The organism is Thermococcus sp. LS2 (genome assembly GCF_012027375.1).
GTDB lineage: Archaea > Methanobacteriota_B > Thermococci > Thermococcales > Thermococcaceae > Thermococcus_B.
In genome coordinates, this window is record NZ_SNUI01000005.1 from 127,438 (window position 1) to 148,952 (window position 21,515).

Annotated in this window: 18 protein-coding genes; 12 read left to right on the forward strand and 6 right to left on the reverse strand. The window is 40.5% G+C overall.

Annotated features, from left to right (window positions below; genetic code table 11):
• The first annotated feature begins 7 nt into the window (after positions 1 to 7).
• The 7 genes from E3E24_RS08210 to E3E24_RS08240 are packed head-to-tail and all read left to right on the forward strand — an operon-like array spanning position 8 to position 6,753.
• Complete coding sequence (locus E3E24_RS08210) at positions 8 to 1,198, forward strand: radical SAM protein (RefSeq protein ID WP_167915853.1); 1,191 nt, start codon at positions 8 to 10, stop codon at positions 1,196 to 1,198.
• A complete protein-coding gene (locus E3E24_RS08215) occupies positions 1,179 to 1,448 on the forward strand; it encodes a PqqD family protein (protein WP_167887194.1) in 270 nt (89 codons plus the stop codon). Before E3E24_RS08210 ends, E3E24_RS08215 begins: the two co-directional genes overlap by 20 nt.
• Positions 1,441 to 2,547: a hypothetical protein gene (locus E3E24_RS08220; RefSeq protein WP_167887195.1), complete on the forward strand. Its 1,107-nt coding sequence runs from the start codon at positions 1,441 to 1,443 to the stop codon at positions 2,545 to 2,547. Before E3E24_RS08215 ends, E3E24_RS08220 begins: the two co-directional genes overlap by 8 nt.
• Complete coding sequence (locus E3E24_RS08225; protein WP_167887196.1) at positions 2,544 to 3,311, forward strand: ABC transporter permease; 768 nt, start codon at positions 2,544 to 2,546, stop codon at positions 3,309 to 3,311. Before E3E24_RS08220 ends, E3E24_RS08225 begins: the two co-directional genes overlap by 4 nt.
• Positions 3,308 to 4,165 carry an ABC transporter ATP-binding protein gene (locus E3E24_RS08230; RefSeq protein WP_167887197.1) on the forward strand — a complete coding sequence of 286 codons (858 nt, stop codon included), beginning with the start codon at positions 3,308 to 3,310 and terminating at the stop codon, positions 4,163 to 4,165. Before E3E24_RS08225 ends, E3E24_RS08230 begins: the two co-directional genes overlap by 4 nt.
• Positions 4,158 to 4,838, forward strand: coding sequence for an ABC transporter ATP-binding protein (locus E3E24_RS08235; RefSeq protein ID WP_167887198.1), 681 nt, complete (start codon positions 4,158 to 4,160; stop codon positions 4,836 to 4,838). Before E3E24_RS08230 ends, E3E24_RS08235 begins: the two co-directional genes overlap by 8 nt.
• Positions 4,807 to 6,753, forward strand: coding sequence for an ABC transporter permease (locus tag E3E24_RS08240; RefSeq protein ID WP_167887199.1), 1,947 nt, complete (start codon positions 4,807 to 4,809; stop codon positions 6,751 to 6,753). The genes E3E24_RS08235 and E3E24_RS08240 overlap by 32 nt, the downstream gene beginning before the upstream one ends.
• A gap of 63 nt (positions 6,754 to 6,816) precedes the next feature.
• On the opposite strand, the gene carB is transcribed toward E3E24_RS08240, so the two are convergent.
• The 4 genes from carB to E3E24_RS08260 form a co-directional block, all read right to left on the reverse strand.
• Positions 6,817 to 9,999, reverse strand: a complete 3,183-nt coding sequence (gene carB, locus E3E24_RS08245; protein ID WP_167887200.1) for a carbamoyl-phosphate synthase (glutamine-hydrolyzing) large subunit — start codon at positions 9,997 to 9,999, stop codon at positions 6,817 to 6,819.
• Entirely contained in the window at positions 9,980 to 11,101 is a 1,122-nt protein-coding gene (gene carA, locus E3E24_RS08250) for a glutamine-hydrolyzing carbamoyl-phosphate synthase small subunit (protein ID WP_167887201.1), read from the reverse strand. Before carA ends, carB begins: the two co-directional genes overlap by 20 nt.
• A gap of 78 nt (positions 11,102 to 11,179) precedes the next feature.
• A complete protein-coding gene (argH, locus tag E3E24_RS08255; RefSeq protein WP_167887202.1) occupies positions 11,180 to 12,535 on the reverse strand; it encodes an argininosuccinate lyase in 1,356 nt (451 codons plus the stop codon).
• 8 nt (positions 12,536 to 12,543) lie between these two features.
• Complete coding sequence (locus E3E24_RS08260) at positions 12,544 to 13,776, reverse strand: argininosuccinate synthase (protein WP_167887203.1); 1,233 nt, start codon at positions 13,774 to 13,776, stop codon at positions 12,544 to 12,546.
• Between the two features lie 271 nt (positions 13,777 to 14,047).
• Between E3E24_RS08260 and E3E24_RS08265 the strand changes: the two genes are divergently transcribed.
• The gene (locus E3E24_RS08265; RefSeq protein WP_206205034.1) at positions 14,048 to 15,466 is read left to right on the forward strand and encodes an ammonium transporter; all 1,419 of its coding nucleotides are present in this window, start codon (positions 14,048 to 14,050) and stop codon (positions 15,464 to 15,466) included.
• On the forward strand, positions 15,463 to 15,801 hold the full coding sequence (locus E3E24_RS08270; protein WP_167887204.1) for a P-II family nitrogen regulator: 339 nt from the start codon (positions 15,463 to 15,465) through the stop codon (positions 15,799 to 15,801). The genes E3E24_RS08265 and E3E24_RS08270 overlap by 4 nt, the downstream gene beginning before the upstream one ends.
• A 125-nt stretch (positions 15,802 to 15,926) precedes the next feature.
• Here the strand turns inward: E3E24_RS08270 and E3E24_RS08275 are convergent, their stop codons facing one another.
• Together E3E24_RS08275 and E3E24_RS08280 are read right to left on the reverse strand one after the other, a co-directional pair.
• On the reverse strand, positions 15,927 to 17,135 hold the full coding sequence (locus E3E24_RS08275) for a PLP-dependent aminotransferase family protein (RefSeq protein ID WP_240912218.1): 1,209 nt from the start codon (positions 17,133 to 17,135) through the stop codon (positions 15,927 to 15,929).
• 101 nt (positions 17,136 to 17,236) lie between these two features.
• Positions 17,237 to 17,917, reverse strand: a complete 681-nt coding sequence (locus E3E24_RS08280) for an ACT domain-containing protein (protein ID WP_167887205.1) — start codon at positions 17,915 to 17,917, stop codon at positions 17,237 to 17,239.
• 455 nt (positions 17,918 to 18,372) lie between these two features.
• On the opposite strand from E3E24_RS08280, the gene E3E24_RS08285 reads away from it, so the two are divergent.
• From E3E24_RS08285 to E3E24_RS08295, 3 genes are all read left to right on the forward strand, one after another.
• Positions 18,373 to 19,668 (forward strand): ABC transporter substrate-binding protein, encoded by a 1,296-nt coding sequence (locus E3E24_RS08285; protein WP_167887206.1) that lies wholly within the window; start codon positions 18,373 to 18,375, stop codon positions 19,666 to 19,668.
• A 44-nt stretch (positions 19,669 to 19,712) separates the two neighbouring features.
• The gene (locus tag E3E24_RS08290) at positions 19,713 to 19,868 is read left to right on the forward strand and encodes a hypothetical protein (protein WP_167887207.1); all 156 of its coding nucleotides are present in this window, start codon (positions 19,713 to 19,715) and stop codon (positions 19,866 to 19,868) included.
• A gap of 314 nt (positions 19,869 to 20,182) precedes the next feature.
• A complete protein-coding gene (locus tag E3E24_RS08295) occupies positions 20,183 to 21,478 on the forward strand; it encodes an ABC transporter substrate-binding protein (protein ID WP_167887208.1) in 1,296 nt (431 codons plus the stop codon).
• Positions 21,479 to 21,515 lie beyond the last annotated feature (37 nt).

The following is a 21,515-nucleotide window of genomic DNA, read 5'->3' on the forward strand; positions in this document are numbered from 1 at the left end:
AAAGGTGATGAAAATGATAAAACAGAGAAGGTTGAGAATTGATTGGCACTTAACATACAACTGTAATCTAAACTGTCTTCACTGTGGTGTGGTAGAGTATAGGGATAGAGATTTCATTGAAGATCTCTACCTTAACAATAATAAAAGTAGAATAATAGACACCCTTAGGCAACAAGACTTAGATTTGTTTATAAATCTCCTTGAGAATGATAGTAAATACTTGTTTTCAATACATTTTTCACCGAATATTGGGGAATCAACTACCCATCCAGATTTTGTAAATATCTGGAATAATGTCTCTTCGGTTGACAGAGTATATATGCTTGCGATTACAACTAATGGAATGACACTTTATAAATACCTACCTAGGATGAATGTAGAAAAACTTAGAACCTCAATATTTAGTTTAGATGGTGATGAGAATACACATGACAAAATAAGGGGTAATGGTACTTTTAAAAAGACATATAGATCAATTCAAAAGATCGATGAGCTAAAGCAAGAAGACAGTTCTTTCTATCTCCAGATTAACTTTGTAATTAATAAAATAAATGCTGTTTCACTTAAAGAATTGCCATTGTTACTAAATGAACTGAACAGCAAAAATATTGTAATAAATGTCATACCTATAGACACAACTTTTGGGAATGCTAGAATAAATCGGAAACTACTTGAGATTCAGATTAGTGAAATAGCAAATAGCATAAATGATGCATATAAACAACTTAAAACAATTAATGCTGAAAGAATAAAAAATGGAAAATCCATCATAAAGATTCGTTTGATGGCATTTACAAGTAAACAAGCACTCCAAATTGTTAGCAAAATTCAAAATTTAAGTTTCTCTGATTTTATAATTCCTCATAAAGGATGGAAGGAATCATGTTCGGCATATAATCAGAAGGGAATATACTTGGATCCTTACGGAAATTTGTTTCCATGTGAATCATTCACTATACCTCATGTACTTGCTAGGTTCTATTCAACGAATGGTTATATGCCTATTCCGAATATTTATGATGGGTTTAGCTCTATAGAGGAGATAGTACATTCACAGTTTTTTTTAGCTGCAAAAAAGTGGATAAATGAACTTTATGACTTTAGTATTTGCAATTCGTGCCCAATGAAAAAATCTTGTACAGTATGTCCTATATATAGCTCCATATGGGGGGTCCCACATGACTGTTCAGCATATTAAACTAAATGATGGGTGGATAATTACCGAAGATGGATTCATAGTACATTTAGTGAAAGGAGAGGTATATAAGCTTAATCATGTTGGCAAGAAGATATTACAACTGATAATGGAAGGCAAAAGCGAAAATGAGATATGCGACATAATTTCAAAAGAATACTCTGTTGATTCTAAACGAGTAAAGAGCGAATTTAGAAAATTCATAACCTCTCTAGAAGATATCGGGATAGTAAAGGTGGAGAAAGATGAATAATAAAAAGTTTATTGGGTTAGATATAGGCGCGTCACATATAAAAGCTACATCCATAGATGAAGACTTGAATGTGAATGTAGAGATTTATCCAATTTGGAAAAGTTCACTAAAAGGGAACATAAATAGGATTAATCTAATGAATGCAGTAGTAAAGCATATTATAAAGGAGAAAATTAAGAAATATGGGAAAGTTGATGTTAATATAGTGACTTCAATTGAGATGGCGTATCCATCGTTCAATTATTTAGATTTCTTTAATAGGCTCTCACAAAACTTGTCACAAGTTAATATTTATACGATAAATGAAAAGTTTGTTGTGACTCCTCTCCATGAATTGGAATCTTGGGCGAATTTATCCGTTTCTCACGCTCTTGGATATATCGGAGGTAAATTAATAGATACAGGAATACTTATTCATATGAATTCCTCTTCGACTATATTTGTTCCAGTGCTAGTTGGAAATGCTGTATCCCAAGAAGTTCATTACTCTTCTGGTTTAGGAATGTGGATAGGGGCATTATATACGGATATTCATATGATTAGTAATGAATCTTTCATCTTTGGGAAAAAATCACTTATATCCCCTTCTTCAGTTACAATCCTCGATATCCTACTTGAATTAGACGAACTATCATTAAAAAACATTATGTCAGATTATAAATCACCTGTTTCGATCACAGAAGAGTACAAAAAAGACTCCTTTTATAGATTATTAAAACTCCTTGGATGTTTTCCTACGAGAAAATACAAAAACTCACGCAGTGATAAGGAATACGACCTTAAAAATCAAGTAAAAATTTCCTCTTTATATATTTACTATAAGTTGTTAAATATTGTTTTTGAAAACGTTATTAAGATACTGTCTGATTTGGATATCCCATTAAATAATTTGAAACTTCTTCTTAGCGGTATAGGAAAAGATTTTATTCTCCCCGATGCTTTGTATTTATTCAATGATAAACTCATTGATGTTGAGAGTTATATTCCAAAGCCATATTGCATCTTTCTAGAATCTTTTAGTGCCGCTCTTTCCCTCTACGAATACATTACCAACTCAAAAATAAGTTTACATGAAATTAAATGGGGGAGCGATAAATGAGGCAGATAAAACAGGCATGGATTATAACTAAAACAACGTTTAAGAATTGGATACGCTATCCCGAGAACATCTTTGGAATGTTTTTATATTTGGGTATCGTGGCTGTGGTTGGTTATGCTTTTTCATTATCTAAAGGAATATTAAGTATCAATGCCGTTCCTTATTATACGGTGGGGCTTTTGATATATTCCATACTCAGCCAGCAAAATGGTGTTTATATCCAGTTTGGAATCTGGAAAGAGGATATTTTATCAAAACCAATAAAACCGGATATATTTTTATTTGGCACTTTCTTTGGAGGATTGCTGACAACATCCTTGCCATCAATTATGCTCTTTATGTTTGTGTTCATCATTTATAAGAATGCGTTTGTAATAATAAACCCTGTAATATTAGGGTTAGCACTAATTTTAGGGATTCTGAGTGCTGTTGGGGTAAGCTATATCTTTGCGTCCCTTGGTTTGAGATTTCGTCCAGAAGGGATGGTGGTGACAATAGTGACATTTCTAATTTCAATCCTCTCTGGCATAATGATCCCCATTTATGCTCTTCCCGAAAAAGTGAGAGTACTCTCCTATCTGATTCCCTATACCTGGGCGATAGATTTGTTTAGATACTCTCTCTTAGGCACAGAAACAATTCTACCCACTAATGACGAACTCAAGTACTTACTCTTGAGTGTGCTGGTAACTATAGTTCTCGGAAAGCTCTATCTTCATTACACAATAAATGCAATAAGGAAGAAGAAGGTGATAATAAGATGATAGCCTTTGAGGATGTTCACATTTCCTATGGGAAAAATGAGGTCATCAAGGGCATAAGCTTTGAGATTAATGAAGGGGAAATCTTCGGCATCATAGGACATAACGGCGCTGGTAAAACGACACTCTTAAGGGCAATGGTTGGGATAATAGCTCCAGATAAAGGAAAAGTACTTGTTAACGACGTTAATCCACTTAAAGAAAAGCCAAAAGTGGCAATGCTCTTTGAAACTACAAAAGGGCAGAGCTTTCTTCGCTTAACTCCAGTTGAGGACTTGGAGTTTTACTCTGCACTCTATGGCGTTGAGGTTGACAAAGAGAGAATTCACGAGATACTAAAAATCGTCGGATTATACAGTGCTAAAGATAAGAAGCTTTACACTTTCAGCAGAGGAATGTGGCAGCGACAATTTCTTGCGAGAGTTTTGCTTCCAGACTTTCCAATAATAGTCTTGGATGAGCCTTGGCTTGGCTTAGATGTTTCGGCACAAAGAGAAACGGTGGAACTTCTCAAAAAGCTCAAGAAGATGGGAAAAACGATAGTCTTGACGGCTCACGAGATGCCACTCATTGAGAGAGTCTGCGACAGAATAATGCTCATCAACAAAGGAAAGAAAGTCATTGAAGGAAGTGTTAAAGAGCTTTTAGATAGACTGGAATGGAAGTATGAAGTTTCCATAGTTGGGGACGTTGAGAGTTTAAATCCAATCAAAAGGGATGGAAAGCTTATATTCTATGTTAAAGATTTAAAAGAGTTCCTTCAAAAGTTAAATTTTTCAAGAATTGATGAGATTGATGTTAAACCAATTTCACTAGAAGAAGCTTATTTAAAGCTCTTAGGTGATAAAAATGATTGAGGCTCAAAACGTTGAGAAGTTTTATGAGTTTGGTAAGGTCAAAGCTCTTAAGGGTATCAACTTAACCTTTGAGGATAGCAAGTTTTACATAGTCGCTGGAGCTTCTGGGAGTGGAAAAACGACTTTGCTTAATATTTTGACGGGCATTGACAAGCCTACAAAGGGCAGAATTCTTGTGGATGGAAGGGACATCACGGAGATGAAAGAAAAAGATCTCAGACGCTACCGTCTTGAGAACTTCGGCATAATCTTCCAGTTCTTTTACTTAGTGCCATATTTAACGGGCTTGGAGAATGTTTTACTGCCGATGAAGTACTCCAAGAAGATCAAAAATCCAGAAGAGAGAGCGTTAAGATTGCTGAAGCTTGTAAACGCCGAGCATTTGAGGGACAAGACACCGTCTCAAATGAGCGGTGGCGAAATGCAGAGGATTGCGATAGCAAGGGCTTTAGCAAATAAGCCTAAATACCTCTTTGCAGATGAGCCAACGGCAAACTTGGACTGGGAGAACAAAGTGAGAATCTGGCATTTATTGAGGAAAATAAACGAGGAAGAGGGTGTTACAGTTATAGCTTCAACCCACGAGAGGGAGTTTTTTGAGTTTGCGGACGTTCTGATAATCCTTAAGGATGGTGAAGTGCATGAAATTAAGAGCAACTCTAAGAAAGCTTAAGCATGAAAATAAAAAAGCAGTGATTGTATTTCTGGCATTTCTCTTTGTAAGCCTCGGCTTTAACTTTGCCCTTTCGGGAATTGGTAGCATAAGCAGGGCTGTTGAGGATTTTGCCAAGCTGGGGAATGTGGAGCTCGAAGTTGAAGGGGTCAGCGTTGAGGACTTAAGTAAATTTGGTGAGGTTATAAACTATGTCTACTTCAATGATACAAAAATTGAGTTTAACGGGAAGAAATACAGAGCGGTAGTAGGTTACGGTGAGTTTAAGTCCCTCCACGTAAAAACGCCCGAAGATGGTGTCGTTGTCTTGGCGTTTCCAGAGGTGAAGAAAGGTGACAAAATTAAAATCAACGGTAAAGAATATGGGGTTAAAGGTTCGTACTACTACTTTTCGGGCATTCCGTTCGTGCTGGTAAATGAAAAAGGCCAATATCTTTATGTTCTCATGCGTTGCAATGACACGGAAGCTTTGGCAAGTTTCTTAATGAAGAATGCGAGGGTTAGGTACTTCTTCATCTATAATGAGGGTGAGATGCCATATATGGACGCTTTAAAGAACATTAAAAAATTTGTCATGAGCTTTTTCTACCTCCTCCTCGGCGCTTCTCTGGCTGTGATTGTGTTGGTCACGATAACCCATGTCAAAGGGAGCGTTAGAGAAGTCGGAGTTCTAAAAGCGCTCGGCATTCCAGATTCGTTCATATCTACCCTTTTCGTTGGTGATTTTCTCCTCATTGCTTTGGTTGCTTATTTGATTGGAATTCCACTCGGAATAAATCTCGGCTGTTTCTACATAGCCTCAAGGTTCCCAATCCCAACGAGTCCGGACTACATTTATCCGCTGAAGTTCGACATCTTCATTCTGCTCGGCATAACTCTAATTCTCTCACTTCCCTATCTCTACGTTTCAAGGTTAAAAATCATCGAAGCCCTTCGCTTTACGCCAAGGAAGAGCCATCCGCTTAGGTTCTTTGCGACCTTCTTCATTATCTTCCTCGCCACTTCCTCTGCATACTTTGGCATTAAGGGTGTTGAGAACCTAATCAGTTTCAACTATTCCTACAACCTCATGGTCTGGGGTGATCCCGCAAAAATCACCCAACTTCCTGGCGAAAAAGCTGGCTATTTGAGTGGGCAAAAAGTCGATAGAATGACCACAGAAGTTTACTTCTTCGACTACAAAAGCATCTTCGAGAAAACGCTCATCGCCGGCAGATGGTTTGAGAAGCCAGATGAGGCTGTTATCGAAAAGGGCTTAGCCAAAAAGCTGGACCTAAAGGTCGGTGATACAATTAAAGTTCAGATCCTTGGAGAGTGGAGGGAATATAAGATTGTTGGCATAAGCAACATGAACTTCTACGACTTCAAGGCAGTGTTCCTGCCGAAAGTTCCCTTCGTTCCCGATAAAGTTGCCTTCTTAAACGTGGAGAACCCAGAAGGGCTGAAGGAGAAATATGAGAAGCTCGGCCTGAGTGCTGTCACAATGGAAGATTTAAAGAGGCGGATGGAGAGCAATCTAATGATTTTCAAGACCGCAGTCTATGGAGTAATTGGAATAATTTTATTTATAAGCGTCTTTGCTCTCTTTGCTTTAATTTACCTTGAAATCGAGAGCAACGAGAAGGTTTACGCAACGCTCAAAGCTGTTGGGATTCCAAACTCTCACGTTTGGAAGGAGTTCCTCAAGAATGCTCTGCCTTCCCTAATTGCCAGTTCACTCCTAGCTCTGCCAATAAGCCTCAAGATTGGAGGATATATTGGTAACTTAGTTTTGCCAGTAGAATTCAGCATAAATGATTTAGCCAAAGTGGTACCGCTGTTGTTGGTGCTCTACTTACTCTATGGGATTTTCATAGTTTTGCTGACAAACAGAGCATTGAACAAGCTCGACGTTGTTAAAGCATTGAGGAGTTAAGTTTTTGATCTTATGGTTTTTTTCTCTACACTATCAAAAATCAAAAAAAGATAAGTGAAGGTATTAGAGGTTGGGACTTTTGATAGGCTCCTTTAAGAAAGAAGTATTTACTAGGACTTTTATCCCATAATACTCGCTTAGCTCTTTAATTTCAAACTCGTTCTCTTTGGCCCAAGCAAGAGCTTTTGAAAGCTCATAAGCCAAGTTTGCATCTAAAACAATTGGGACGTTTAAATCAACAGCAGTTCTCCTTACCTTGTAATCTCTGTCTTTTGCATAGTCAGAGGTCATCACCAAGTCAATCTTACTGTTTTTCATTAACGCTACTGCCTTTTCTTTGCTTATGGGGTTTCCGATGCTTAGAGCATCTTCAAGCGTAAATACTTCGTAGCCGAGAGATTCAAGAATCTTAGCTGTTTCGCTTAGCTTATCTTTTTCTCTTCCGTAACCATAAATCAATACACTCTTTTCGGGCATTCTGTTCGGCTTCACTGAGAGCCAGCTCTTAAGCAGTGCATCCTCGAATTCGCTACCGAGAGCGGCAACTTCTCCCGTGGAGCGCATTTCCGGGCCTAAGAATGGATAAGCGTTTTGAAGCTGAGACCACGAGAACTGTGGACTTTTCACAGCGAAAGCCTTTGGAGGTATCTCATAGTATTTGTATTCCTCACCAATTGAGAGCTTTCCATCAAATACTGCCTGAGCCGCTAGCTCCATTAAATTTACGCCTCTTGCCTTGCTTGAGAATGGCATTGATCTGCTCGTTCTTAAGTTTAGCTCAAGGACATAGACGTCATCGTTTACCAAGAACTGTATGTTGAACGGCCCTCTAATTCCTAAAGCCAAAGCAAGCTCTAAAGCGATTTCCTGCATCTTTTTAACTTGCTTGGATTTTAGATAGCGGTAAGGTGTCACCATCGTAGCGTCTCCACTGTGAACACCAGCTTTTTCTACGTGCTCCAGAGTAACGCCGACAACCCTCCTTCCATCTGACACAGCATCTATCTCAGCTTCCATAGCATCTAAGAATTTTGAAACCACTACTGGGTGCTCCGGAGATACCTTTGCCGCTAAGGAGAGGTATTCTCTCAGCTCTTTCTCATTGTAGGCGACTTTCATTGCAGTTCCGCTCAAAACGTAGCTTGGCCTTATCATAACCGGATACCCAACTTCCTCAGCGAACTTTAAAACCTCTCTAAGGCTTTTCGCAGCTGTCCAGGGAGGCTGCTTTATTCCCAAATCTTCAAGGAGTTTGGAGAACTTCACCCTGTTTTCAGCTACATCAACACTCGTTCCTCTCGTTCCCAAAAGCCTAACTCCATTCTGCTCAAGCTTTTTAGCCAAGGAATTAGCCAACTGTCCGCCAGCAAAGGCAATGACACCTTCAGGCTTCTCAAACTTGTAGATGTCCAAAACTCTCTCAAGGGTTATCTCCTCGAAATAGAGCTTATCATTAATGTCCCAGTCTGTTGAAACTGTTTCGGGGTTATAATTAAGCACGATAACCTCATAGCCCCTCTTCTTTGCTGAATTTGCGAAATTCACAACTGCCCAATCAAACTCAACGCTAACACCTATCCTAAAGACTCCGGCACCCAAAACCAAAACTTTCGGATTTTCCGTGTGAGGGATGTCGTTTTCTTGAGCATCATAGGTCATGTACAGATAATTTGTCTTTGCAGGGAATTCTCCAGCCAGAGTGTCAATCTGCTTCACGAATATTTTTGGTTTCTTCTTGGATTCCTTTAACCTCTTACCCACTAACCTCTCTATTTGCTTATCGCTGAAGCCGAGCTTCTTCGCTTCACTTATAAGCTCTTCAGTTGGGTTCTTCTTCAGTTCTTCCGCCACTCTAACAAGGTCTTCGATTATATAGAGATAAAAGCGGTCTATTCCAGTGATTTCATAAATCTCATCAACACTTGCCCCAAGCTTTAATGCTTTAGCTATGTGCATTGGCATATAAGGTTCATAGTTCCTTATTCTCTTCATGACCTCTTCCAAGGGCTCATCCCTTTCGTAATATTCACCAATCAGTTCATCCCCGATATCAACCATTCTAATTGCCTTTTGGAATGCCTCATGCAAGTTTCGTCCTATTGCCATAACTTCTCCAATGCTCTTCATCTCTGAATTTATCCTCTTGTTTGCGTTCTCAAACTTCTCTAAGTCCCATCTCGGGACTTTAACGACAACATAGTCTAGGCTTGGCTCAAAAGCCGCTGTGGTAACTCCAGTTACACCATTCAAGAGCTCATCTAAGGTATAGCCCAAAGCAAGCTTTGCCGCTATGTAGGCTAAAGGATAACCCGTTACCTTGCTCGCTAACGCAGATGAGCGGCTCATCCTTGGATTTGTCTCAATAACATAGAATTCCTCTGATTTTGGATTTAAGGCTAGCTGAACATTACACTCGCCAACTAAACCTATTGCTTCAGCGACCTTTATTGCCGCGCTCCTTAGGATTTGATACTCCCTATTGGTGAGAGTTTGAGAAGGAGCAACAACTATGGAATCTCCAGTATGAACTCCCATCGGGTCAAAGTTCTCTAAGCATGCAACGGCAACAGCATTTCCGTTTTTATCCCTCACAACTTCAAACTCTATCTCCTTCCAATGATAGAGATATTTCTCGACCAAAACCTCGCCGATCTCACTCTGAGCGAAAGCCCTAATTATATAGTTTTCAAACTCTTCCTTATTCCACGCAACGAAAGAACCTCTACCGCCGAGGTTGAAGCTCACCCTAACGATGACGGGGAAGCCAATCTTCTCCGCTATTTCAATTGCTTCTTCAACGCTTTTAGCCGCTCCGCTTGGTGGTATTGGGAGACCGGCTTTTATCATTGTCTCTCTAAACTTTTCTCTATCCAGGGCTTTCTTTATGCCCTCTATGGGTGTGCCAAGGACTTTAACACCGTATTTATCCAAAATTCCGCTTTCATGTAATGCCACACCCAAAGATAAGGCACTTTGCCCACCAAAACCTAACAAAATTCCATCTGGCCTCTCTTTCTTTATAACTTCCTCAACAAATTTGACATCTAGAGGAAGGAGGTAAACTTTGTCAGCCATCTCATGGCTAGTCTGGATTGTAGCAACGTTTGGGTTTACTAAGATAGTTTCAATGCCTTCTTCCTTTAGGGCTTTTAGTGCTTGACTTCCGCTGTAGTCGAATTCAGCAGCCTCTCCAATCTTTATTGCACCAGAACCCAAAATTAAGACTTTAGAAACCATGAGCATCACCTTTGATTAGTTTTGCAAAAAGATCAAAGACCCAAGTTGAATCTAAAGGTCCGGGAGAAGCCTCGGGATGGAATTGGGTCGCTATAATCGGTTTATTTGGATGATAAATCCCCTCAACGCTCTTATCGTCGAGATTAATCATCCAGACTCTAAATTCGTTCAAGCTTTCGGGCTTTACCGCGTAGCCATGGTTTTGTGTCGTTACAAAGGCTTTTCCTGTCTTTAAGTCTTTTACGGGCTTGTTAATTCCTCTGTGGCCGTATTTAAGCTTGTAAATCTCTGCACCGTCAGCTAAAGCTAGTATTTGACTGCCTAAGCATATTCCCATTGTCGGGACATTGTACTCAATTATGGCTTTGGTATTCTCTATCAGTGTTTTCAGCAAAGCCGGGTTCCCTGGACCGTTGCTTAGGAATATCCCATCGGCGTTAAATTCCTCAAAGGCCTTTATTGGGTCGTAGGTGTAAGGTATCCTTATGACATTAAAGCCTCTCTTTAAGAATTCTCGCAGAATGCCATACTTAACCCCACAATCAACCACAACAACGGTCTTATCTGCTTTTTTAGGTTCATGAATTATTATTTCTTTTGGAGTCACCTTATCGACAAAATTTGCTTCATCATAACTCAACTTTCTGACCTTCTCAATGATCTTTTCAAGCTCTTCCTTCTCATAATCACCAACGGCTAAAGCTCCCATCATAACTCCTTTTTCCCTTATCTTCTTAACTAATGTCCTTGTATCAACGCCTTCTATCCCTGGAATTCCTTCTTTTTTGAGCCACTCGTCTAAGCTCATTTCGCTTGCCCAGTGGCTTGGTCGCATGAGTTTTGAAATCACGTAACCTTCAACTTGAATTTTATCCGACTCATAGTGGAGAGGGATTCCATTTTCCCTAATTTCTTTACTTGGCACGCCGTAGTTTCCAATTAGTGGATAAGTCATGACTAGAATTTGTCCCTTGTATGATGGATCCGTTAATGACTCTGGATAACCGACCATTGCTGTTGTAAAGACCACCTCTCCGAACTTGACTCCCTCGGCCCCGAACCCTTTTCCCTCCACAATGGTTCCATCTTCTAATAAGAGATAAGCTTTCACTTAGACCACCCACTAATTTTTGCTCTCATATTTTATAGACGTAAATCCGTCTAATTATTCATTTTTGCAATACTTGGATTAACATTTTAATGTCAAAAACTTGAGCTTGCTGAAGTCTTCTTCAAGAGCTTTTTCTGCCGTTTCAATGTATTCTTTGACTTTTTCTGGATTTGGAGAGCCTATAATGGGCTTTTTAATTCTCTCCTCTAGACTAACTTTAATTCCATATTTCTCCCTAACCTTGGCGTAGAATTCTTCAACACTTTCAGATTCTTTTACGAGCTTGGCTATCTCGCCGTAAACTTCTCTGTATGGTCTTCCACTTATCAAAGCGACTTTCTCAGCAATGTCCGTTGCTAAAATGGGGAAAATTTTTGCATCTCTCAGCAAGTTCTCTTCATTGACCTCAATTTTGGCAAAGAGGTCAGCAAAAATCTTAAGCGTTTCAAGTGTCCCCTTCAATATTTTGAAAGCGTGCTTGTTGGCTTCTTGCATATCCAAGTTGTAGCCCGTTGGAAGGCCCTTCAAAATTGTCAGCAATGCAACGAGATGCCCTATGCTCTCAGCACCCCAAGCTCTAGCTATTTCCATTGTTGCTGGATTCCTCTTTTGGGGCATCATGCTACTCGTTGCTAAATGCTCATTTGGAAGCTTAAGGTAGTTGAACTGTGGTGTTGAAAAAACCACTATATCTTCGGCTATCCTTGAGAGGAAGATGGATAGGTTTACATCGATTGAACAGGCTATTCCTAGGAAGTCCCTATTGCTCGTTGCATTTATAGAGTTAAAGATTATCCCGCCGAAGAGCTCTCCAGCGAGCTTTTTCCTATTCAATGGGACACTAGTTCCTCCTACGGCTCCAGCACCTAGGGGGGAGTTATCAACTATCTCAAGAGCAAAGAATAAGGCTTTCGTGTATGTAGCTAATGTTTCCTCTATGTAGCATAAATAGTGGGCGAAGGTTGAAGGTTGTGCCGGCTGTAAATGAGTAAATGCCGGCATTATTGTATTGAGGTGATTTCTAGCCTTCTCTAGGAGAATTCCCCTAAAAGTCAACACTTCCTTTATCTGCTCGATTAAAAGTTTCTTTGCTTTTAGCCTTAAAGCAGAGGCAACATGGTCGTTTCTGCTTTTTCCCAAAGCTAAGTATCCCTCATCTTTGCCAAGCTTGTCTTTTAGGTAAATCTCAATCGCCTCGTGAACATCTTCAGCCTCAATTTTAAATAGCGGAGAAGGGTCTTTGAGGAGGTTTTTTAACTCCCCTAGTATTTTCTCTCCCTTCTCCTTAGGGATAAGATTTTGAGATGTTAGGACTTTTACATGAGCTATTAAGCTCTCAATAACCTCCTCAACAAGCTCTTTATCTTCTTCCATTGAAGAAATATAGGAGAGGATTTCAGAGTTTATATCACCGAGCAGATTCTTCCTGTACATAACACCACCTAACTGATAACCTTCTCTGCCTCCAGCTCTTTGCTTCCAAACGCTTCCATTGGTTTGGACTTATTAGCTATGCTATAAGCCAAAACACTCTGCATTCCAAAGAGCTCGATGAAACCTATGGCAAGTTTTTGGTCGTAGTCAGATTTTTCGAATGTCGCTAAGTTTATGTCATAGAGCGCATTTTCGGACTTCCTTCCAACAACAATGGCGTTTCCTTTGTAGAGCTTTACTTTGACAGTCCCGCTGACCTTTTCTTCAACTTTATCTATGAATGCATCTAATGCTTCCCTAAGTGGCTCGAACCAGAGGCCATTATAAACGAGCCATGACCACTTAGAATCAACTATTTCCTTAAACTCAAGAGCCCATTTTGTGAGAACAAACTTTTCAAGGTCTTTGTGGGCTTTGATTAGAGTTATTGCTGCTGGCGCTTCATAGACTTCCCTGCTCTTTATTCCAACGGTCCTATCTTCAATGTGGTCTATCCTTCCAACTCCGTGCTTTCCAGCTATAAAGTTCAGCGTCTCTATAAGCTCAACTAAGTCCATTTCCTTTCCATTCAAGGCAACTGGAACTCCTTCCTCAAATTCAATTGTTACGTACTCAGGCTTTTCTGGTGTTTTCTCTGGTGAAAGTGTCCACTCAAAAACTTCCTCTGGTGGTTCTTCAAAGGGGTCTTCTAAAATTCCCCCTTCTATGCTCCTCCCCCAAAGGTTCTCGTCAATGCTGTAGATTTTTTCCTTAACGGGAATGCCGTTTTTCTTTGCGTATTCCATCTCCCAATCCCTTGTTAGACCCCACTCCCTTACTGGAGCGATTATCTTAATTTCTGGATAGAGTGCTTTAACTGCTAAATCGAACCTCACTTGGTCATTCCCTTTTCCAGTACATCCATGAGCTATTGCATCGGCGTTTTCTTTTTTAGCAATCTCCACTATCTTCTTTGCTATCAAAGGCCTTGCCAAGGCAGTGGCTAAGGGGTAAGCTCCTTCATAAAGGGCATTGGCTTTAATAGCTTTAGCTAAGTATTCCTTCGCAAACTCTTCCTTTGCGTCAATCGTATAATGCTTTACTGCCCCAAACTTCAAAGCCTTCTCTTCAATTTTCTTGAAGTCATCTTTTTGCCCAACATCCACTGTGACTGTTATCACTTCCGCGTTCAGCTTCTCTTGCATCATCTTCAATATAACTGAAGTATCCAATCCTCCCGAATACGCTAAAACTACCTTCACCTAAACCACCTAGGCCAAAATAAAAGGAACACTTTTTATATCTTTTGTAACTAATGTGTCAAAATTGAAAAATTTTGTTATAAATGCAACAATAATGAGAATTGATATTAGATTTATAGTTTTCAAAAATATCCCAACTTTTTGAACAGTTGTCTAAATAATTACTAGATTTTCTGAACAAATTTGACAAAATCTCAATAATTTTTGCAAAAATGTCTTATACTTGAAGTGCTGCAAGGATGGGAACGTTAATTCAAGGGGGTGCTAAAAAGTGAGGAGCGCAAGTATTTTGTTTGCCATATTTGTGGCAATGTTAATTAGCGGAAGCTTTGTCTTAGCAGAAGATCCAACGGGAGCAGAAACACTAAAAGAAAGTCCAGAGGCACCAGTGGACTTCGTTTGGGTCTTAATCTGTGGATTCCTAGTGATGTTCATGCAGGCAGGATTCGCTTTGCTTGAGGCAGGATTCACAAGGGCTAAAAACGTTGCAAACGTAATGATGAAAAACCTGATGGACTTTGCAGTTGGAAGCATAGCCTTCTTTGCGGTTGGTTTTGCTCTAATGATGGGCAACGACTGGCACGGTTTAATAGGAAAGAGCGGATGGTTTTTGCTTGGCGATGCCTACGATGTTTCAACAATCGAGATTTGGTTCTTCATGCTAGTATTCTGTGCTACTGCAGCGACAATAGTCAGTGGAGCAATAGCGGAGAGGCCAAAGTTCTCAACATACCTCATCTACAGTGCGGTTGTAAGTGCAATCATTTACCCAATCTATGGCCACTGGCTCTGGGGCGGTGGTTGGCTGAGCTCAAGCGATTTCATGACAAAGCTTGGTGGAGGCTATGGGGCTTTGGATTTCGCTGGAAGCGGAGTTGTTCATGCCTTAGGTGGTTATGTGGCTTTAGCAGCATGTATGCTTTTAGGGCCGAGGATTGGAAAATATGATAGGCATGGAAACCCAAGACCAATTCCTGGACACAACATAGCTTATGCAGTAATCGGAACCTTAATCCTATGGTTTGGATGGTTTGGCTTTAACCCAGGTTCAACACTCTCAGCTCACGAGCTTAGGATTTCAATCATCGCTGCTAATACTAACTTAGCCGCAGCTGCAGGTGCCATAACAGCAATGCTGATAACATGGAAGAAGCTTGGAAAGCCGGATGTTGGAATGACTTGCAACGGTGCCATTGGAGGATTGGTTGCCATAACAGCCCCATGTGCGTGGGTTACCCCTTGGGCTGCAATAATCATTGGAATAGTCGCTGGATTCATAGCAGTTTATGGCTACTGGTTCCTTGAGAAGAGAGGAATCGACGACGTCGTTGGTGCTGTTCCCGTTCACGGGTTCAACGGAACTTGGGGGCTAATAGCCTTAGGTCTGTTCGCTGATGGAACTTATGGTGTTTACACAACCGAACCGCCCTATGTAGCAGGTTTACTTTACGGAAACGCCGGATTTTTCATTGCTCAGCTAATTTCAGCGGTGGTTAACTTCATCTGGGCCTTTGGAACAGGTTACATATTGTTCTACATTCTCAAGAAGACAGTCGGAATAAGGGTAAGTCCAGAGGAAGAGAGGGTTGGACTGGACATAGTGGAGCATGCAACGATAGCATATCCAAACTTTGTGTCAACTGAAGCTATATTGCTCCCAACAGTTAAGAACGGAGGTGAGGAAGAATGAAGAAAGTTGAGGCGATAATAAGGGAGGACAAGCTTAAGGACGTCATAAAAGCACTAGAAGATGAGGGATTTTTTGGAATGACAGTAACTGCAGTGATGGGAAGAGGACGAGAGGGAGGAACGACGATACAATTCAGAGGTAGGCTGATGAAAGTTGAGCTCCTAACGAAAGTAAAAATTGAGGTAGTTGTTGACGACAAAGATGTGGACAGGGTTGTCAAGGCAATAATAGGTGCCGCAAAGACTGGCGAAGTTGGAGACGGAAAGATATTCATAATACCCATCGAGGAAGCTATAAGGATTAGAACTGAAGAAAAGGGAACAAAGGCTTTGTAGTTTTTGCTTTTCTCTGCTTTTAATTTTTGAGTCAAAAAGAGAAGAGTTTATTAAGAAATTTTCGGCACCCCTTCATCCCACACAACACAAAGATGACAGTGGTAGAACTTCACGAGATAGGAAACTTAAAAACCAGCAATAAGCTCCGCTAATTTCTTTACTCCTTCCCTTATCCGTTCAACACTTTCGAATGTGAAGTTCAGTCTCATTTGATTTTCTCCGCCTTTTAAAGCGTAAAACACTTTTCCGGGCACATAAGCAACTCCTCTCTTAACAGCCTCCTCAAGTATCTCTTTTGTATCAACGTTGCCATCAATGGTTAGCCAGATGAACATTCCCCCTTCTGGTCTTGTCCAGTTGACGTTTTCAGGCATGAACTCATCTAAGGCTTCAAGCATTGCATCTCTCTTTGGCTTGTAGAACTCTATCAATCTTTGGATGTGCTTCTTTAATAGTCCTTTCCTCATGAATGTCCAAGTAACGTACTGTCCAACGGTGTTTGAACAAACATCAGTGGTCAGCTTTCCAACTTCAAGCTTTTCCATGAGTTCCTCGCTCGCTATTAGCCATGCCAACCTAAAGCCTGGAACGAAAATCTTTGAGAACGTTCCCAAGTTTATTACTCTCCCGCTCTTATCAAAGTGCTTTATTGCTTTTACAGGGCTTCCTGAATAGCGAAGCTCTCCATATGGGTTGTCCTCAACTATTATGAAGTCAAAATCCTCCGCAAGCTCCACTAAGTGTTTCCTTCTCTCTTCGCTCATAGTGACTCCAGAAGGATTTTGGAACGTTGGAATTGTATAGAGGAGTTTTATCTTTTTGCCATCTGCTCTCAATTTCCTTAAGAGAGTCTCAAGCTCTTCAGTCTTCAGACCCTCTTCGTCAAGTCCAACTTGAAGAAATCTCGATCCATATATTTGGAAAGTGTTTAAAGCAACGAAATATGTTGGTGCCTCAACTACAATCATATCTCTTGGATCAACAAAGGCTCTGCCAACGATGTCAATCCCCTGCTGAGAGCCATGTGTTATCATTATCTCTTCAAGCTTTGCGTGGATTCCTTGGCTTTCCTTTAGGTGTTTTAATAATTCCTCCCTGAGACCTTCAAATCCCAGAGTTGAACCATATTGAAAAGCATCGGGTATTTCTGCAACTTCTAAGAAGGCATCTTTTAACTCTTTAAGAGGAAAAACCTCCTTACTGGGCACTCCACCAGCAAATGAAATTACATCTCCTCCCTTTATTAGAGCAAGCACCCTTTTGACTTCACTCATATCGACGTCAAGTATCCTATGAGAGAACATTCCATCACCTGAGCCCACACTTATGTTCATCAATGAATATAAATTTTTTCCCGTATGCTTTAGCTTTATGACAATAATAACACTACCAAAGAAGATGCAAATACTGAAAATATGATGAGGCAATAAGAGATTTAGCCTCTTTTTCTCATCTTCAAAATCAAATCTTCAAGAATTTGGTAGGCTTTTGGAGCGACCCTTCTGTCAAGGACAAATATTGTGTCTTTATGACACGAGATTACTTGGGTTATGTTTATTCCACTGAAGGAAAGGGCTGATGTAATGAAGGCAACAATTCCAGGTGTTTCAATTATATCTCCAGGGCTTATTAAAACTATTGCTGTCTGCTCTTCAATGAGGTCAACTATATTCTCCTTCCCCAAAATCTTGACTATTTCGTCCTTTTCTTCACTTGAAACGACAATTGTGAACGTCTCAACACCTTGAGTGAGCTGGAAAAACCTTGCCTTTTCCATTACCTTTGAAAGCCTTTCAATTCTACTTAAAACAGCTCTTTTTTCGGCTGTTACAACGGTCAAATCAGATTGAAGCTCAATAACAGTTTTTGCAACTACATTTTTAATTTTCTCCTCAAAAGATGCTCTCTCTTTCTTCAGCTCCTCCCCAATTCTTATCAGAGCCATCTTTACTGCTCCGGCTGAAGTTTTAATGCCCTTTCTTTCCAACTCCTCCAATAGGACTCTTGCCAAAGCACTGTAATTTATAATATCCAAAACCAAGCATTCTCTAATTGCTGGTCTGGACAGAACGAGTTCTTTAACAGCCTTTGCAATGCTCACTTTTCCTTCAGGCATAATCTCACCAAAAGGAATACTCACTCTAAATATATAACTTTTTGTGATGTATGGCACTTAGTTTAAATGAATGCAAAAGTTAAATCATTTCCATTTTCGACTTTGAGATTTTTTGAATGTTTTGAAAAGGTGTTGTAAAAATGAAAAGAAAAGATTTAATACTAGCAGCTTTTACTATAATTACGTAAAAGGCCGTGCTTAAGCGTTCCTAATGACATCTCCTAACTGTATAAATCCGATTTTTGATTTTCTCCGAATTCAAACCTTTTTTATCAATCTAAAAAGCTCTAGATTTCTCTAACAAACAAAATAAGAAATAAGCATCGAGATTTTTATATTACTACTTCGAGTTCTATAACCAATAGGAATATTTAATACTAAGAAACATGTCGAAAAATATATAAAGCCTTCTCAGTGTACATGAGACGTCAAAATACAGACATGGGGGGAGGGTCGTGAAGAAAGTATTGGCACTTTTGATAGTCAGTTTAATAGCCTTCTCCCTTGGATGCATAGGGGGAGGAGAAAAGACAGCAACACCCAGCAGTACAGAGAGCACAAAAAGTGCAGAGGTTCAAGTTATAAGGATAGGTCTCCTAACTGACCTCTCAGGGCCTGCCGCATCAAAAGGACAGATTGTCAAAAACACAGTTGAGTTAGCTGAGGAAGACATAAACACATACTTTAAGGAGAAAGGACTGCCATACAAGGTGGAGATACTCGTTGAGGACACAAGAGCAGACCCAAAAGTTGCACTCGAAAAGCTTCAAATACTCAAGGCACAGGACGTTAACGTTGCAGTTGGTCTATACTCAAACGAAGTCAGGAATGTTCAGAAATATGCGACTTCAAATAAGATTATAGTGATATCACCATCATCAACTGCACCTCCAAAGCTTATAGGATTCACAAAGCCAGAGGACAAGAAGTTCATCTTCAGGTTTGTTCCAACAGACCTCTTCCAGAGCAAGGTAATTGCCGCAGAGATTGAGGAATTAGGACTCAAGGGAATAGCAATCGTTTACAGGGGAGATGCTTGGGGTAGGGGACTTCATGATGCACTTGTAGAAGAAATTGAGGGCAAAGTAGAAATAGGGGCCGATGTTGAGTATCCAAGCAGCCCAACACCAGCAGACTGGTCACCCTACATAGCCAAGCTCGAAGACGGAGTTAAGGATCTCATCAGTAAATATGGAAAAGACAAGGTTGGAGTCTGGGCAGTTGGATTTGACGAAGTTGCAACGCTATTAACCCAAATTCCAGATGATTCAGTCCTCCTCCAAGTTAAGTGGATTGGCACAGATGCAATGGTTGGGAACCAAAAGATAATTGAAGAGGCTAAGGACAAAGCAGTAAAAGTTGGATTGTTCTCAACCCAGTTCTATTCAGAAAGTGATGAAACTGCAAAGTTGAAGGAGAAGTTTAAGGCAAAGTTCGGTGGAGAACCGGACCAATACGGATTGAATGCTTATGATGCTACATGGGTGGTTGCATTAGCCTATGTTGAGGTACTTAAGGAGAAAGGAAGCTATGACCCAGACTTGATGGTTCAAAAGATTAAGGAAGTCCTTGAGAAGTACAACAGCGGTGCCTATGGCGTTAAGCCAGTAACTGGAACTATAGAGCTTGACGAGTGGAATGACAGATCAAGCGGTGACTATGCAATCTACAAGGTTACAGAAAGCGGATGGGAAATGATTGGAATATGGAAGTCAGACACTGGTAAAATCGAGTGGTCTGAGAAGCCCTGATTTTTCTTCCTTCCTTTTAAAATATTTTGTTGGGGGTGTTTCCTATGGCGTTGCTGCAAGAAGAATCCAATTATCCTCCAAAGCATGGTGATTTGTTGCGTGGAAGGAATCCTTTCGGGACTTTAAGGACATATGAAAAGTCCGGTACGGTGGGGATTTCTTACATAGCAGAGCCAAAATACTTCAAGGAGGGGCTTTGAGCTTTTTAGAAAGATCTGCTCGGAAACAGAGTTGCAGTTGGCTTTGGAATCTCAAAGGGAGAGCACGTTAAAGCCCTTGTAAATGCTGGGGCAGATAAGTATAGAGAAAGTGCTGAAAAAGTGCTTGAAGAAAACTCAGGGAACTAATGGATAGATTAGAGCATTGCTGAATTCGAATGATGACAAATGTATTTTAAAGATAGTTATCAAAATGTATTTCAAAGATAGTTATCACATTGTCAGAAATTTTTCCGAAAAATATTTAATGAAAAAGCTAGTTGAAATGGAGGAAATTCTAATAAGGGGTGATAAAATTGAAAAAAGTTTTAGCATTTTTGGTGGTGTGTCTAGTTGTCCTCTCCCTTGGATGCATAGGGGGAGGAGAAAAAACAGCAACACCAAGTAGCACAGAGAGCACAAAAAGTGCAGAGGTTCAAGTTATAAAAATCGGTCTCCTAACAGACCTTTCAGGGCCTCTCTCTTCAGATGGACAAAACGTCAAGAACTGTGTTGAGTTAGCTAAAGAGGAAATAAACGAATACTTCAAGGAAAAAGGCCTGCCATACGAAGTGGAGATACTCGTTGAGGACACAAGGACAGATCCAAAAGTAGCTCTTGAAAAGCTACAAACACTTAAGGCACAGGACGTTAACGTTGTTGTTGGTCCGCTCTCAAGTGGTGAAGTCAGGAACCTCAGGAGCTACGCCACATCAAATAAGATTGTAATAATATCACCATCAACTGCACCACCACAAAAGATTGGAGCTATGAAGCCAGAGGACAAGAAGTTCATTTTCAGGTTTGTTCCAACAGACCTCTTCCAGAGCAAGGCAATTGCCGCAGAAATTGAGGACTTGGGATTCAAGGGAGTAGTCATAATATACAGAGGAGACGCATGGGGTAAGGGACTTCACGATGCACTTGTTGAGAAGATCAAGGACAAGGTAGAGATTGGAGCCGACGTTGAGTACCCAAGCAACCCAGCACCAACAGACTGGTCACCGTATATAGCCAAGCTCGAAGATGGTGTCAAGCAACTCATTGACAAGTACGGAAAGGACAAGGTTGCAGTTTGGGTAGCTGGATTTGACGAAGTTGCAACACTATTGACACAAATACCAGACGATTCACCTCTCCTTCAAGTTAAGTGGATTGGCTCAGATGGAACGGTTGGAAGCCAGAAGATAGTTGAAGAAGCCAAAGGCAAGGCGGTAAAAGTTGGACTGCTCTCAACACAGTTCTACTCAGAGAGCGATGAGGCTAAGAAGTTGAAGGAGAAGTTCAAGGCAAAGTTCGGTGGGGAGCCGGAGCAGTACGGATTGATTGCCTACGATGCAACATGGGTAGCTGCATTGGCATATGCTGAGGTTCTCAAGGAGAAGGGAAGCTATGACCCAGACTTAATGGTTCAGAAGATTAAGGAAGTCCTTGAGAAGTACAACAGCGGTGCCCTTGGAGTTAAGCCAGTAACGGGAACAATAACCCTCAACGAGTGGAACGACAGGGCAAGTGGTGACTATGCAATCTACAAGGTTACAGAAAGCGGATGGAAAATGATTGGAATATGGCACTCAGACACCAATAAAGTCGAGTGGCTTGAGAAGCCTTGATTCTCTTTCTCCCTTTAAATATTTTGTTGGGGGTGTT

Coding starts and splice junctions, on each gene's coding strand:
- E3E24_RS08210 (WP_167915853.1), top strand. CDS start 8: ATGAAAATGATAAAACAGAGAAGGTTGAGAATTGATTGGCACTTAACA.
- E3E24_RS08215 (WP_167887194.1), top strand. CDS start 1,179: ATGACTGTTCAGCATATTAAACTAAATGATGGGTGGATAATTACCGAA.
- E3E24_RS08220 (WP_167887195.1), top strand. CDS start 1,441: ATGAATAATAAAAAGTTTATTGGGTTAGATATAGGCGCGTCACATATA.
- E3E24_RS08225 (WP_167887196.1), top strand. CDS start 2,544: ATGAGGCAGATAAAACAGGCATGGATTATAACTAAAACAACGTTTAAG.
- E3E24_RS08230 (WP_167887197.1), top strand. CDS start 3,308: ATGATAGCCTTTGAGGATGTTCACATTTCCTATGGGAAAAATGAGGTC.
- E3E24_RS08235 (WP_167887198.1), top strand. CDS start 4,158: ATGATTGAGGCTCAAAACGTTGAGAAGTTTTATGAGTTTGGTAAGGTC.
- E3E24_RS08240 (WP_167887199.1), top strand. CDS start 4,807: ATGAAATTAAGAGCAACTCTAAGAAAGCTTAAGCATGAAAATAAAAAA.
- argH (WP_167887202.1), bottom strand. CDS start 12,535: ATGTACAGGAAGAATCTGCTCGGTGATATAAACTCTGAAATCCTCTCC.
- E3E24_RS08270 (WP_167887204.1), top strand. CDS start 15,463: ATGAAGAAAGTTGAGGCGATAATAAGGGAGGACAAGCTTAAGGACGTC.
- E3E24_RS08275 (WP_240912218.1), bottom strand. CDS start 17,135: ATGAACATAAGTGTGGGCTCAGGTGATGGAATGTTCTCTCATAGGATA.
- E3E24_RS08280 (WP_167887205.1), bottom strand. CDS start 17,917: ATGCCTGAAGGAAAAGTGAGCATTGCAAAGGCTGTTAAAGAACTCGTT.
- E3E24_RS08290 (WP_167887207.1), top strand. CDS start 19,713: ATGGCGTTGCTGCAAGAAGAATCCAATTATCCTCCAAAGCATGGTGAT.